The organism is Pseudomonas sp. B22(2017) (genome assembly GCF_002113105.1).
Taxonomy (GTDB): domain Bacteria; phylum Pseudomonadota; class Gammaproteobacteria; order Pseudomonadales; family Pseudomonadaceae; genus Aquipseudomonas; species Aquipseudomonas asiatica.
This window is the reverse complement of the sequence record NZ_NEJN01000002.1, coordinates 495,661-509,743: the sequence shown is the minus strand read 5'-3', so window position 1 is coordinate 509,743 and position 14,083 is coordinate 495,661. Positions and strand designations below refer to the sequence as shown.

General features: G+C 65.8%; 13 protein-coding genes. 4 read left to right on the top strand and 9 right to left on the bottom strand.

The features are described 5' to 3' along the window. Positions 1 to 70: 70 nt before the first annotated feature. The 4 genes from CAG18_RS06315 to CAG18_RS06300 form a co-directional block, all read right to left on the bottom strand. On the bottom strand, positions 71 to 2,323 hold the full coding sequence (locus tag CAG18_RS06315; RefSeq protein WP_085720616.1) for an ATP-binding protein: 2,253 nt from the start codon (positions 2,321 to 2,323) through the stop codon (positions 71 to 73). Continuing rightward, positions 2,320 to 3,096, bottom strand: coding sequence for an ABC transporter substrate-binding protein (locus tag CAG18_RS06310; RefSeq protein ID WP_085720615.1), 777 nt, complete (start codon positions 3,094 to 3,096; stop codon positions 2,320 to 2,322). The genes CAG18_RS06315 and CAG18_RS06310 overlap by 4 nt, the downstream gene beginning before the upstream one ends. Further along, complete coding sequence (locus CAG18_RS06305; protein WP_015270773.1) at positions 3,093 to 3,809, bottom strand: response regulator; 717 nt, start codon at positions 3,807 to 3,809, stop codon at positions 3,093 to 3,095. The genes CAG18_RS06310 and CAG18_RS06305 overlap by 4 nt, the downstream gene beginning before the upstream one ends. Positions 3,810 to 3,883: 74 nt before the next feature. Next, the gene (locus CAG18_RS06300; protein WP_015270774.1) at positions 3,884 to 4,528 is read right to left on the bottom strand and encodes a TetR family transcriptional regulator C-terminal domain-containing protein; all 645 of its coding nucleotides are present in this window, start codon (positions 4,526 to 4,528) and stop codon (positions 3,884 to 3,886) included. Positions 4,529 to 4,630: 102 nt separating this feature from the next. On the opposite strand from CAG18_RS06300, the gene CAG18_RS06295 reads away from it, so the two are divergent. Then, positions 4,631 to 5,377, top strand: coding sequence for an enoyl-CoA hydratase-related protein (locus tag CAG18_RS06295; RefSeq protein ID WP_085720613.1), 747 nt, complete (start codon positions 4,631 to 4,633; stop codon positions 5,375 to 5,377). A gap of 200 nt (positions 5,378 to 5,577) precedes the next feature. On the opposite strand, the gene CAG18_RS06290 is transcribed toward CAG18_RS06295, so the two are convergent. Genes CAG18_RS06290 through CAG18_RS06280 form a run of 3 tightly spaced genes read right to left on the bottom strand, consistent with a single transcriptional unit; the run spans position 5,578 to position 9,744 of the window. Further along, positions 5,578 to 6,633, bottom strand: coding sequence for a lipocalin-like domain-containing protein (locus CAG18_RS06290; RefSeq protein WP_085720612.1), 1,056 nt, complete (start codon positions 6,631 to 6,633; stop codon positions 5,578 to 5,580). Then, positions 6,623 to 9,079: an ABC transporter permease gene (locus tag CAG18_RS06285; RefSeq protein WP_085720611.1), complete on the bottom strand. Its 2,457-nt coding sequence runs from the start codon at positions 9,077 to 9,079 to the stop codon at positions 6,623 to 6,625. Before CAG18_RS06285 ends, CAG18_RS06290 begins: the two co-directional genes overlap by 11 nt. Continuing rightward, entirely contained in the window at positions 9,076 to 9,744 is a 669-nt protein-coding gene (locus CAG18_RS06280) for an ABC transporter ATP-binding protein (protein WP_085720610.1), read from the bottom strand. The genes CAG18_RS06285 and CAG18_RS06280 overlap by 4 nt, the downstream gene beginning before the upstream one ends. Positions 9,745 to 10,140: 396 nt before the next feature. On the opposite strand from CAG18_RS06280, the gene mrdA reads away from it, so the two are divergent. Continuing rightward, entirely contained in the window at positions 10,141 to 12,036 is a 1,896-nt protein-coding gene (gene mrdA / locus CAG18_RS06275; protein ID WP_085720609.1) for a penicillin-binding protein 2, read from the top strand. 210 nt (positions 12,037 to 12,246) lie between these two features. Here mrdA and CAG18_RS27405 read toward each other — a convergent pair whose 3' ends face one another. Then, complete coding sequence (locus CAG18_RS27405; protein ID WP_158090332.1) at positions 12,247 to 12,546, bottom strand: hypothetical protein; 300 nt, start codon at positions 12,544 to 12,546, stop codon at positions 12,247 to 12,249. Between the two features lie 20 nt (positions 12,547 to 12,566). Between CAG18_RS27405 and CAG18_RS27020 the strand changes: the two genes are divergently transcribed. Further along, complete coding sequence (locus tag CAG18_RS27020; RefSeq protein ID WP_158090331.1) at positions 12,567 to 12,809, top strand: hypothetical protein; 243 nt, start codon at positions 12,567 to 12,569, stop codon at positions 12,807 to 12,809. 94 nt (positions 12,810 to 12,903) lie between these two features. On the opposite strand, the gene CAG18_RS06265 is transcribed toward CAG18_RS27020, so the two are convergent. After that, a complete protein-coding gene (locus CAG18_RS06265) occupies positions 12,904 to 13,530 on the bottom strand; it encodes a glutathione S-transferase family protein (protein ID WP_015270789.1) in 627 nt (208 codons plus the stop codon). Between the two features lie 172 nt (positions 13,531 to 13,702). On the opposite strand from CAG18_RS06265, the gene CAG18_RS06260 reads away from it, so the two are divergent. After that, positions 13,703 to 14,020: a DUF2388 domain-containing protein gene (locus tag CAG18_RS06260; RefSeq protein WP_003260922.1), complete on the top strand. Its 318-nt coding sequence runs from the start codon at positions 13,703 to 13,705 to the stop codon at positions 14,018 to 14,020. Positions 14,021 to 14,083: the final 63 nt, after the last annotated feature.

Genomic DNA, 14,083 nt, shown 5'->3' with positions numbered 1-14,083 from the left:
TTGGAAACGGATGTAAGGTGCCGTTGTACGAACGGATCGAAGATGTAAAAAGTCGTAAGTTTTTTGTACGTCAGCTCTGGATCAGCTGTTCCAGGGTGGCGCGGGCCTGGGCAAGCTCGGTGGCCAGCGGCGCGCCGAGCGCTTTCAACGCCTGTTCGTCATGCTGCCGGGCAGCGTCCTCAAGGCGTCGCAACAGCGCGGCCAGGCCAGAAAAACCCAGGGAGTCGCAACTGCCGGCCAGGCGGTGGGCCAGGTGCAGCACTTCGGTAAAGTCCTGGGCCGGCAGCGCCTCGGCCAACGCCGTGGCGTGCTGCTCCAGCGACTGGCGCAGTACCTTCAACAGGCCTTGCAGCTTCTGTTCACCCAGCAGCGAGCGGTGGGTGTCCAGCAATGACCAGTCCATTGTCGCGTCGACGCCCACCACTTCAGCGGGCGCCGCTTCGGCCAGCGCCCGGCGCAGGTTGTCCAGCCGCAGGGGCTTGGCCAGCACTCCCTGCATGCCGGCATCCAGGTACCCTGGCACTTGCCCCGGTTGCACGCCAGCCGTCAGTGCCAGGACCCGGCTGTGGCGGTTCGGCCCGGGGGTGGCACGCAGTTGCCGGCACAGCTCCACCCCGCTCATGCCGGGCAGGTGCACGTCGAGCAGGATCAGGTCGAAGCGCCGCTGTGCGCAGGCCTGCAGGGCTTGCCCGGCGTCCTCGGCAAAGCTCACCCGGTGGCCATCGCGCAGCAGCAACCCACCGGCCACCTCGCGGTTCAATGCCACGTCCTCAACTACCAGGATGTCCAGGCTGGCCAGGGGCGAAGGGGCTGGTGAGTTGGTCTGCACTGGCTGCCCGCGGGCCATGTCGAGCTCGAACCAGAAGCGACTGCCCTGCCCTTGCACGCTGTCCAGGCCAATGCAGCCCCCCAGTTTTTCCACCAGGTGCTTGCAGATCGCCAGGCCCAGGCCGGTGCCGCCGTAGCGCCGGGCCACCGCCTCGCTGGCCTGGACGAAGCGGTCGAAGACCCTGGCCTGCACAGCCGGCTCGATGCCGATGCCATTGTCGCTGACCGACACCCGCACGCGCTGCGAGCCCTGGTCACTGGCCAGTACCTGCACCGCAAGCCGCACCTGCCCGTGTTCGGTGAACTTGATGGCGTTGGCCAGCAGGTTGCTGAGCACCTGGCGCAGGTACTGTTCGGCACCGTGCTGGTACTCGGCCAATTGCTCGTCGATGTCCAGCTGCAGGGCGTCGCCATTGTCCCGGGCCATGGGTTCGAGCAGCGCCAGCACTTCCTGGCACAACTGGCGTAGCGAAAAACCGACCAGCTCGGCGCGGCTTTCGCCCTCCTCGAGCCGGGCGAAATACAGCACTTCGTTGAGAATCGCCAGCAACCCCTCGCCGGCCTTGTACAAGGCCTCGACGCGCTGGCGGTCGGCCGCCTCCAGCCGGCCGCCACGCAGCAGCTCGGCCATGCCGAGAATGCCGTTGAGTGGTGTACGCAGCTCATGGCTCATGGTCGCCAGGAAGCGTGACTTGGCCAGGTTGGCGGCTTCGGCCTCGTCCTTGGCCCGGGCCAGGCTGGCGGTACGCCGCTCGACCATGGCCTGCAGTTCGTCGCGCTTGTCCTGCAGCGCCAGGCGGTCGCGCTCGCGGCGTTCGATGTCGCTGAGGATGGCGCGGCGCATGTCATCCAGGGCATTGGCGACGGTGTCGATCTCGTCCGGGCGCGTTGACGGGCGGCGCCCCAGGCGCAACGGTTCCTGCCACTGGCCGGCGCCAATACGCCGGGCGAACTCGGCCATCACTTGCAGGTGGCGGGTGACCAGGCGGTAGAACAGCCCCGACAACGCCACCGCCAGGCCACACAGGAACACGCCCATCCACAGCAGGCTGGCAAGGCCCGTGGCATACAGCCGCCGGTGCACCGCGCCCAGGTCGATGCTCACTTCCAGCTCGCCCAGGTGCCTGGCCGGCCCCGAGGGCGGCTGGTAATCAAGGGCGAAGCGTTCGATGCGCAGCGGCCCCTTGGGCTCGGCGACGCCGCGCAGCATCTGGAAATCGTCACTGACCAGACGCACTCGGGCGACATCGGAAAAGTCCACCAGGCCGCGCAGTTGTGTATCCAGCTGTGCCTCGTCCAGGTCCCACAGGCTGCGCTCCAGGCTGGCCAGGTAACCGGCGCGGATCAGCGCCATGCGCGCCTCGATATCGCGCATCTCGCGGCGGTACTCGAAATACAGCTGCACCGAGCTGGCCAGCACGGTAAAGCACAGGCTGAACAGCAGGATGAACAGCAGCAGGCGGCGCAGCAAGCCATCGGTGCGCAGGCGGATCATCGGGAGTCCGCCGGCAGGTTGACCATGTCGCGGTAGATAACTTCGCTCTGCTCCAGCCAGCGCTCGATCTCGCCCGCCTGGTTCATGCGCAGCAACTGCGCGTCGATTTCGTCCATATGCTGGCTCAAGGGCGATTGCCGTGATATCGCGACGCGCAGGTAGTCCACGCTCAGGGCCGTGGGCAATACGCGGATGTCCTGCGCCCCAGGCAGGTGTTCGATGAACAGCTGGCCGGTGCGCCGCTCCTGGATCACGTAGTCGATGCGCCCACGGATCAGCTTGCCGAAGTTCTGCTGGCTGGACGACACACGCTCGATGTTCTGGTGGCGGGCGACGAAGCGGTCGAAGTCGGCGCCGTAGCTTTCGCCGTACAGCAGGCCGCCGCGGTAACTGGCCAGGTCTTCCAGGCGCTGGAACCGCACCGGCCGCAGGCGGTTGTAGAACACCGCCACTTCCTCGCGCACCACCGGCACCGTGGAAAAGCGCATGCGTTGGTCACGCTGGTCGCTGTTGTAGGCCAGCACCACATCCACCCGCCCGGCGGCGGCGTCCATCAGGCAGCGCTTCCAGTTGCCCAGCACCACGGTCTGCACTTCGTAGCCCATGCGCGCAAACAGCTCTCGCACCACGGTGGGGGCCAGGCCACGCACCTGGTGGCCGTCACTCCAGGAAATCGGCGGGTACACCGGGTAATCGCAATAGCGCACCGGCTGCTTTGCACTGGCTTGCACGGCGAACAATGCCAAGGCCAGCACCCAGGCGCTGCGGGTCATGCCGCCACGCTGGCGGTGAACAGGTAGCCGGTGCCGTGGATGGTGATGATCAGTTGGGGCTCGGCCGGGTCGTCGTGCAGCTTGCGCCGCAGGCGGCCGACCAGCACGTCGATGGAGCGGTCGTTGGGCACCCACTCGCGGTTGCGGATCTGGTCCATCAACTGGTCGCGGCTGAGGGTGTGGCCGCTGTTGCGCAGGAACACGCTGAGCAACTGGAACTCGCCATGGGTCAGCAGGGTTTGCCCGCCACGGGCGTCGATCAGGCGCCGGCGGTCGGTGTCCAGCGCCCAGTCGGCGAACTGCTTAAGCGATTGCGCGCAGGCCGGCGTCGGGTGCACCTCGCGGGCATGGCGCACGCGGCGGATCAGGTTCTTGGCGCGGGACACCAGTTCGCGGGGATTGAGCGGCTTGATCACGTAGTCGTCGGCGCCGCATTCCAGGCCGACAATGCGGTCGATGTCGTCGTTGCGGCCGGTGATGAGGATGATACCGACCTCCGAACGTACCCGCAGCTCACGGGTCAGGGTGAGGCCGTCCTTGCCGGGCAGGCGGATGTCCAGCAGCACCAGGTCGACATCCTGGCTGCCGAGCAGTGCTTCGGCCTTTTCCGCGGTGTCGGCGCAGTGCACGTCATAGCCTTCCTGGGACAGATAGGCCTGCAGCAAGTCACGAATAAGCGGATCGTCATCGACGATCAATACCCGAGGCGTCATTGCGTGTCGTCTCTTTTATTTTTGGTTTGTTCTACACACTCGCGACAGCAGCCTACTCGTTACTGAACAGGCGATCAACAGCCCTCCGGCAGGCTGAAGCGACGCCGGCCACCGGCCTGCAGGCCATCGACCCAGGCCTCGCAGATCAGCACGCCCTGCTCGGGGGTGAAGGTACCGGGGTTGAGCCCCGACTCCAGCCACAGGCCATCGAGCAAGGCGCTCAGGCTGATGGCCGCCAGGTCAGCATCGAAGCCCTGCCAGCCCTCCTCCCCGGCCAGCGTGGCCAGCAGCCCGCTCAGTTCATTGCGGTATTCGCCATAGGAATGGTCATGCACCTGATTGATCGCATCGGCGGTCTTCACCGCGCCCCAGAACGCCAGCCAGGCGTCGAGCAACTGCGGGTCGAGCAGCTCGGCGCAAAACGAGGCACGGAAGAACGCCGACAGCCGCTCGCGAGCATTGGGCGCGGCCTGGGCCATGGCCTCGCGCAGCAGGCCCATCACCCGACCGGTGACTGCCATGTAGGCTTCGGCCACCAGCTCATCCTTGCCGGCATAGTGATGGCTGATCAATCCGACCGAAACCCCGGCTTCTGCTGAAATCTTGCGGATCGACGCACCCTGAAAGCCATGGCGCTTGAGGCATACCAAGGTCGCCTCGACCAGGTTGGCTTTGCGCAATTCCGGCAGCATGCGGTGGTAGCGGGCTTCCTGGTTCATCGGCGGCTCTCGGGCTAGGGGCTGGACTGAACGACTGTACAACAAGCCGGACTGCGTGATAAACCCTTGGCACCCATGCCCACAACAACAAAAGCGGCTGCCATGAACGACCTGATCACACGTGACCTGGACCAGGGCCTGCTGACCCTGTCCTTCAACCGCCCCGACAAGCTCAATGCCTTGAACACCGCCATGTACCAACAGCTGGGCGACCTGCTGCTGGCGGCAGGTGAAGCCCCTGATGTCGAAGCCATCATCATCACCGGTGGGCCGCAGTGCTTTACCGCCGGCAATGACTTGCGCGACTTCCTCGACAACCCGCCTGCCGACCTGGACAGCCCGGTGTTCCGCCTGATGCGGGTGGTGATGGGCCTGGACAAACCGCTGATTGCCGCGGTCAGTGGCGCGGCGATCGGCATCGGTGCCACCTTGCTGTTGCATTGCGACCAGGTGCTGGTCAGCCGTACGACCAAGTTGCGCATCCCTTTCGCGCCGTTGGGCGTGTGCCCGGAGTTTGGTTCCAGCCTGCTGCTTCCGCGTTTGCTTGGCCCTGCCCGGGCGGCTCGCCTGCTGCTGGCAAACGAGTTGCTTGATGGCGAACGGATGGTGGCTTGGGGGCTGGCCAATGAACTGCATGAAGACGGTGAACAGTGCCTGGCAGCTGCCCGGCGCCTGGCGCGGCAGCTGCAAGGTTACCCGCAGGCGGCGCTGCGCATCAGCAAGCGGCTGCTCAAGGACGGCCAGCGGGCCGAGCTCGAGGCGACAGTGGCGCGGGAGGCCCGGTTGTTCATCGAGTGCTTGCGCACTGAAGAAGCGCGAGCGGTGTTGCGAGGGTTGATCAAAGATTGAAAACCTGGGGCCGCGTTGCGGCCCATCGCCGGCAAGCCAGCTCCCACCTCGACTGCATCGACCTCAAGCCTTATGCAGTACCTGTGCGAGCAACTGTCTCGCTCAAATTCTAAAAGTTGGCGCGATTCCCTGTAGGAGCGGCCTTGTGTCGCGAAAGGGCTGCAAAGCAGCCCCAGAAAAACTCAGAAACCCCAGGATTGCTAATAGCCGGTCATCTCCAGATACCCACGCCCACCCGCACTCCCGGTCAAGCGCACTGGCCCCTCCCAATACGGGAACCGTGTCTCCATCCAGGCCTGCGACTCCACAGCCTCGACCTGCACATCCACGCCATGCCCCGGCACCTGCACCCGCCATCGCGTCGGCACCTGCTTGCCGTTCTTCTGCCGGGCCCAGGCCAGCGCCTGCAGCTGGATCTGCGCACCCTGCAGCACCACCACTTCACCCTGCGGGCCGACCCAGGTCCCGGCGCGATACGCCTCCCCCTGCACCTCGCGCACCTGAAACAGCATCAGCCTGGCGCCACTGTCCAGGTGCAGGGAAAACCAGTCCCAACCCGTCTGCCCGGCAGCCAGCGGCTGGCTGCTCCATTCCCGGTCCAGCCAAGCCTGGCCGGTGACGGCAATGCACTGGCCGTCACGCTGCACTTCCCCACTCACCCGATAGAACGGCTGACTGTAATAGTACGAAGCCTGCCCCTTGCCGGACTTCTCGCTGTAGCCCTGGTCCCCGTGCAGCACCAAGGGCCGATCGCTGTGCAGTTGCAGGTCGTAGCGAAAGCCGTCACCACCGGCGACCATTTGCAGATGCTCGATGCCACTGCTGCCCTGCAACGACCAGTCATTGATCCACGCCCGGAACGGCTGGGCTTGCACGCCAGCCTGGCCGATACCCCCGCGCGCCAAGGTTTCGCCAGACCGATGCCCCCCGGGACCGGTCAGCGCCGCATGCCCCATCCACAGGTTCGGGCTGTTCCAGCCGGCAGTCTCGGGGCCTGGGCGCAGGGCCGAGCGAAACAGCGTCCACTGCGCGCCCCAGTCCCGCCCCTGGAAGTCCTGGAGGTTGGCGGTGACGTACCACCATTCGATGCGAAAGCCATCGTGGGCCCCATGGTCACGCGGAAATTCCAGGCGATGGCCGCGCCGTACCTGGCTGAATTCACCCGCCTGCTGCCCGAGCCCGGCATAGCTTTGCTCGGCGGGCTGATCACAGCCGCCCAGCAACCCACACAGCAACAGCCAGGCGCTACGCTTCATCGGCAAACGGCCTCAACAGTTCGCGCGGCTGGCGACGCGCCAGCTGCCACAAGGGCCACGCGCTGGCCAACAGGCTGGTAAGCATGCCCAGCACCGCCAGGTGCAGCAGTTGCGCAGGGAACACGTAGAGTGGCAAACGCCAGCCGAATGCCTGCACGTTCACCACCGCGACCAGGCACCAGGCCAGCAGGATGCCCAGCGGGATCGCCAGCAGTACGGTAAGGCTGCTCAGCAGCAATGTCTGCCCAAGGCTCAGCCACACCAGATGCGTGCGCCGCACACCCAGCGCCCACAGCGGCGCCAACTGGCCCAGGCGGGTCTGGCCCAGGGTCAGCAGGTTGATGAACAGCGCCACGCCTGCCACGCCAAGGGTAAGGCTGTTGAGCGCGGCGGTGGCGGCGAAGGTGCGGTTGAACACGTCGGTCGACCAGCGTTTGAGACGCGCCTGCTCGACCACGCGGCTGTCGTCCAGGGCGAAGCGCTGTTGCAATGCAGCCTCGAGCGCCGACGCCTGATCGCCCACCAGATCGACACTCAACCCGGTCAGGGTTGCCTGTGCCCAGTGCCCGCGCAGCCAGCCGGCATTGACCAGCATGTGCCCTTTGGGGTTGCCGTAATCGGCATAGATGCCCACAACGCTCAGGGCTGGCGAAGTGTCTGCGGGCAGCCTCAGGCGATCACCCAGCTGCAGCTTCAGTCGCCTGGCCAGCTGTTCACTGAGCATCACGGCCTGCCCGGCGGCCAGTTGTTGCCAGGCCTGCTTTTGCTGCGCCAGCAATGGCCAGCGAGTGCGATAGACGGGATGATCGACGATGCCCTGGAGCTGCACCGGCCAGCCCTGCAGCTGTGTTTCCACACGCCAGCCGGGCAACACCACACTCACCGAAGGTTGCTGCCCAAGCCACTCGGCTATCTGCAAGCCCTGGGCGGTGTCCCTTGGGGTGACATACAGGTAGGCGGACAGGCGCAGGTCAAGCCAGCCGACAAAGGTCTTGCGAAAGCCCTCGGTCATGCTGCCCACGCCGACACTGGCGGCCAGCGCCAGCAGCAGTGCCATCAACGCCAGGCTCAGGGCCGGCAATTGCTGGCGGCTGTCGGCGACGAACCATTGCGACAAAGGCCGCCGGCAATGGCGCGCCAGCCAGGCCAGCACCCGGTCGAGCAAGGCCGGCAGCAGCAGCGCCGCCGCCAGCAGCAAGCCTGCCAGCAGGCCGAACGCGCTGGGCAGGCTGTCGCCCAGCACGCCACAGCCCAGGGCCAGCAAAAGCAACAGGCCGGCCACCAGGGCCTGGCGCCGCAACCAAGGCCCCTGGGCCAACCGCCATGCCTGAGGTTGCGCCAGCAACGGCAAGTGCGCCGCACGCAGTACACTGCCCAAACCCGCCAGCAGCGCCCCCAGCACGCTCACCAGCACGCCCATCAGCCACCACCCTGCGGGCAGGCTCAGCGCCCCGGCGACCTGGGCGCCATACAGCCCGCGCAAGCTGGCGGCCACATCGGGCAGCAACCACGCGGCCAGCCCGTAACCACTGGCCACGCCGGCCAGGCCGCCCAGCACCGCGAACAGCCCCAGCTCCAGCACCAAGGCGCACAGCAGGGTTTGCAAGCTGATGCCACAGGCGCGCAGGTTGCGAATCAGGCCGCGCCGCTGTTCCAGTGCCAAACCGATTGCGGCATGGGCAATGAACAGGCCGACGACGAACGCCAGCAAGCCAAGGGCGGTCAGGTTCAGGTGGAAGCTGTCGGTCAGCCGCTGCAAGCCGCCATCGTCCTGCCGGGGTTGCAGCTCAAGGTAAGGCGCGATGTCCGCCGGCAGCGGCCCCGGCGTGGCAGCCACCAGCAAGCGCGACAACTGCCCGGGGGCATGCAGCAACGCCTGGGCGTGGCCGATATCGACCACGATCACCCCTGGGGCCAGCGCTGGCTGTAGAACCAACGGCGGCAGCAGCTGCCCTTCGCTGTCGCGTGCTGAGGCCCCGGGGCCAGCATGCAGCTGGCGCAAGGTGTCCGGCCCGACCCAGGCTTGCCCGGGCATGCCGACAAAGGCCTGCAGATCGAACGTTCCGGGCTGCACACCGGCGATGCTGCTGGCCGGCGGCAGGCTCAACGGCTCGATGCCGATCAACCGCACGCTGCGCGCCGGCTCACCAGCAAAGCGCAAGCGCCCTTCCAGTACCGGCGTCACCGCCCAGCCCAGCCTGCGCAACTGCACGTACAGTGCCTGGTCGAAGCGCTCGCCACGGCGCGGCACCAGTTGCGCCTGCAACGGCCCGGCCAGCACCGCACTGGCCCGGGCATAGTCGCTGCGTGCCTGGCTGTTCAGCGCCTGCACGCCGGTCCACAGCGCCGTGGCCAGCCACAGGCCGGTGAAGATGCTGAAAAACTGCACGCGATGGCGCCGCCAGTGGCTGAGCAGCGCGAGCAGGGCCAGCGATAGCAGCCTCATCCGCCCTGCTCGGGCCGCACGCGGCCGGCCTGCAGGTAACAACGCTGCTGAAGGCGCGCTGCCAGCCGCGGGCTGTGGGTCACCATCAGCACCCCACTGCCAGCCTCGGCGACCAATTGCAACAGCAGGCTCAACACCTCATCGCTGCTGGCTTCATCGAGGCTGCCGGTGGGTTCGTCGGCCAGCAACCAGGCCGGGCGCCCGGCCAGGGCGCGGCCGATGGCGACCCGCTGTTGCTGGCCGCCAGACAATTGCTCCGGGTAACGCGCCAGCAAATCCGCCAAACCCAGGCGCTGCGCCAGGTAGGCCAGCCAATCGGGATCATGCCGACCGGCCAGCCGGGCCTGGAACGCAAGATTGGCCCCCACGTCCAGGCTGCTGATCAGGTTGTATTGCTGGAACACCAGGCCTATGCCCTCCCGCCGCCACAGCGCCAGCGAAGCCTCGGAACGGCTGTCGAGCGGTGTGTCGTCGATCAGGATGCGGCCACTGTCGGCACGGTCCAGGCCGGCCACCAGGTGCAGCAAGGTACTCTTGCCGCTACCCGACTCGCCCATCAGCGCCAGGCTGCTGCCGCGCGCCAGGCGCAGGTCGACACCCTGCAGCACCGGAAGCGGGCCTTGGGGGGTGGGGAATGATTTGTGGAGGTTTTCGATGACCAGCATCGACGGGCCTTGGTGGGTTCAAGTGTCTTCTTAGGAATAGCAGGTTCATGGCGACATGGGCGTGCTCATGGACTCAACTTGCATCGTTCCATCAACAAGTTCCATCACCACTCCGCCGCCATGAACAAATCTTCATTTTGCTGGCAAGCGCCCTGATCACGGGGCACACAGCCAATACCAGCCTACCGCCAGCCGGCACTTGCCTTGAGGGTGCGGTACAGGTTGCGTAGCATCCGCGGCCCGATCGCGCGCGTACAACCACCGCGCCTCCTGTAGGAGCAGCCTTGTGCTGCGAATGGGCCGTCGTGGCCTGCTGAACTACTACGGTGCTACCGTCCTCTTCGCAGCACAAGGCTGCTCCTTCAGGCACTGCTACCCGTCAGGACAGAGTCACCGATGCCACAACCCATCCCCCTCAAGGACCACGAAAAGGAAAAGCACCTGGTCAACCGCCGGCTTCTGGCCTGCGCCGCCCTGGTCTTCAGCCTGGTCGCCGTCCTGGTGGGCCGGCTCTATGTGCTGCAGGTGCTACAACACGACCAGCAGACCGCCGTATCGGAAAACAACCGCGTGCACGTGCTGCCCATCGCCCCCGAGCGCGGGCTGATCTACGACCGCAACGGCGTGGTGCTGGCCGACAACAAGCCCAGCTTCGACCTGACCATGACCCGCGAGCGGGCCGGCGGCGACACGGCCAAGGTGCTCGATACCCTGGCCCAGGTGCTGAGCCTGACCGACGACGACCGCAAGCAGTTCGACAAGGACCTGCGCCGTGGCCGCAAGCCGTTCGAACCGGTGACCCTGATGGTCGGCCTGAGCGAAGAGCAGATTGCCCTGGTGGCGGTGAACCAGTTCCGCCTGCCAGGCCTGGAGGTGGAACCACAGTTCATCCGCGAGTACCCGCTGGCCGAGCATTTCGCCCACTCGGTGGGCTATGTGGGGCGCATCAACGAGAAAGAGGCCAAGACCCTCGACAGCACCGAATACCGGGGCACCCAGTCGATCGGCAAGACCGGCATTGAGCACTTCTACGAAAGCCAGCTGCATGGCCACGTGGGCTACGAGGAGGTCGAGACCAACGCCCAGGGCCGGGTGATGCGTGTGCTCAACCACAAGGCCCCGACCCCGGGCCAGGACATCGTCCTGACCCTGGACGCCCACCTGCAACTGGCCGCGGAAAAGGCTCTGGGCGACCGCCGCGGCTCGGTGGTTGTGCTCGACCCGGCCAATGGCGACGTGCTGGCGATGGTCAGCAACCCCAGCTTCGACCCCAACCTGTTCGTCAAGGGCATCAGCTTCAAACAGTACGCCGCGCTGCGCGATTCCATCGACCGCCCGCTGTTCAACCGCGTGCTGCGCGGCTTGTATGCCCCCGGTTCGACGGTGAAGCCGGAAGTGGCCATCGCCGGCCTCGACAGCGGCGTGATCACCCCGGGCAGCCGGGTGTTCGACCCCGGCTACTACGAGCTGCCAAACTACGACCACAAGTACCGCAACTGGAACCGCAGCGGCGATGGCTGGGTGGATATGTACACCGCCATCATGCGGTCCAACGACACCTACTTCTACGACCTGGCGCACAAGCTGGGCATCGACCGCCTGCACGACTACATGGCCGAGTTCGGCCTGGGCCAGAAGGTGTCGCTGGACATGTTCGAGGAGGCGTCCGGGCTGATGCCGTCGGCCGAGTGGAAGCGCGCCACCCGGCGCCAGGCCTGGTTCCCGGGCGAGACGCTGATCCTGGGCATCGGCCAGGGCTACATGCAGGTCACCCCGCTGCAGCTGGCCCAGGCCACCAGCCTGCTGGCGAGCAAGGGCGTGTGGCACCGCCCGCACCTGGCCATGACCGTGGGTGGCGATGCGCCGGTAGACCCCAACCCGATGCCCGATATCGTGCTGCACGACAGGCACGCCTGGGACCAGGTCAGCCAGGGCATGCAGATGGTCATGCACGACCCGCGCGGCATCGCCCGCGCTGCCGCGGCCGGTGCGCAATACCGGATTGCCGGCAAGAGCGGCACCGCGCAGGTGGTGGCGATCAAGCAGGGCGAACGCTACAACCGCAACAAAACCCTGGAGCGGCACCGCGACAACGCCCTGTTCGTAGGCTTTGCCCCGGCTGATCACCCGAGTGTGGTGGTGGCGGTGATGATCGAGAACGGCGAAGCTGGCGGGCGGGTGGCAGGGCCGGTGGTGCGGGAGGTGATGGATGCCTATCTACTGGATGAGCAGGGACATCTGAAGCCGCAGTATGCAGGTGGGGTAGCGCCTCGCAGCGTGCCGCATGCGTGAGAATCGCTGGAAGCCGCTCTATGGCCTGTTCGGGCCTCTTCGCGGGCACGCCCGCTCCCACAGGTGCTGCGCCAACCTTGAAAGCGGCGCGATACCTGTGGGAGCGGGCGTGCCCGCGAAGAGGCCGACACAGACACCCAAATTGCTAGCTCCGATCGCCTCCGCGATCATCCCCAACGTCATGGTCAGCCCCATCGTCGGCGCCATGCCCTACACCGTGGGGCTCGCCCACATCGTGATTCGCCTCATGATTGGCCTCGTGGTTGGCCTCGTGGTCGGCACCATCATCAGCACCATTGCGCCCGCGGCCATCATGCCCACCACCATCGCCACTGTGCCCGCTGCCACTGCCGCCGTGGCCACCACCCGAGCCACCACCGCCGCTACCGCCACCTCCATGGCCACCGCCGCCGCCACTACCACCGCCGCCACCATGGCCACCGCCACCACCACTACCACCACCTCCGCCACCATGGCCACCGCCACCGCCACCGCCACCATCCTTCGCATACGCGCTGGAGGTACCGTCAATGGAATCTGGCACCAACACGGCCGAAGCCGACAACACTGTACCGATCGCCAAAGCCAACAAGCATTTCCTGAGCATCATGATGCCTCCGCTTGGAGTAGCAACGGGTTGCACGACGCACCCTGTGATTTCCGGCCCCCCATGGGGCGACTTGCTAACCAGCGCGGCCTTCCATCTGCAGCGGTTGAAGGAGATCCTTCAGGGCCTGCCGGCCAAATATTTCGGGATGTTTCTTGATTTTTGAGCGTAGCCACGCCGCTGCGCTTGTCACCGACCGGCCATCAGAATGGCTGGCTCGCCAAAGGCCCACTGCACCATGGCCTGGCGAGCCGGATTGCTCAGGATGCCGCGCGGGGCATCAGTTCATACGGGTGCTTCCACCCTGGCAACGCCTGGATTCGCGCTTTCCATGCCTCGATGTGGGTGAACTGCGCCAACGCAATGCCAGTGTCCTCCGGCATGAACACATACCCGGCCAGCGACAGGTCAGCGATCGTCAGCCGGCCACCGACCATGAACGGTGTCTTCGCCAGGTGCGCGTCGACGATACGGTAAGCCGCCATGGCACGTTCACGCAGGAACCGGGTCACATCCGTTTCACCGGTTTTCTTCAGGCAGAAAAGAAAACGCAGCGCCGCGTAGTAGCTGGTGAACTTATGGTTATCGAACAGCATCCAGCGCCAGATCTCGCGCTTTTCGTCTTCGTCGCGGGGGCCGAACTGCCCGGTTTTCTCCGCGAGGTAGTCGAGGATCAGCGCAGACTGGGTAAAGGATTTGCCGGCGTGTTCCAGCACCGGCACCTCGCCCTGTTCGTTCACGTCGTCGCGCCAGGCTTGTTCGCGAGTCTGGCCATTGAAGAAATCGACGAACACCGGCTGCCAGTCCTGGCCTGTGAGTTCAAGCATCAGGGCGGCCTTGTAGGCGTTACCGGATTCGGCGAAGCAATGCAGCTTGTAGTCGGGCATGGGTAGAACCTTCATCCATTGAAATGATTGGGCCAGCAGCCCGAGCAGATCACGCCTGGCTCGACAGGGTCAATGCCTGTTTCCGATACGAAGGGAACTACCACCCCACCTGCGCTTTCTTAATCACTGAGTGGTTCAATTACTTGGGCTTCACGCTACTGGAGAACACACCATGCGCCACCTACTCCTCGCCCCTGCGCTGCTGCTCCTGCTGCCTGCCGGTGCCGCCCTGGCTGACGTCGACGCAGGCGACGTCGCAACCTCGGCCGGTGTTTCCGCTTCGCTTTACTCGACCTTCAAGGACGACAAACGGATCATCCCGGCGCGTGACGAGCTTTCGGCCTACGTCGCCAGCGGTGGTGCAATCCGTGGCGCCTATGTGGAGTCGGCGCTGGAACAGGCCCGCAAGGACAACCCAGGCCTGCAGGCCAATGATGAAGAGCTGGCGCGGGCCCTCCTCTCGCAGGATGACCGCATAGCCGATCATTGATTGATTGAGCTAATCCTGCACAGGCCTCTTCGCGGGTAAACCCGCTCCCACAGGCACCGCACC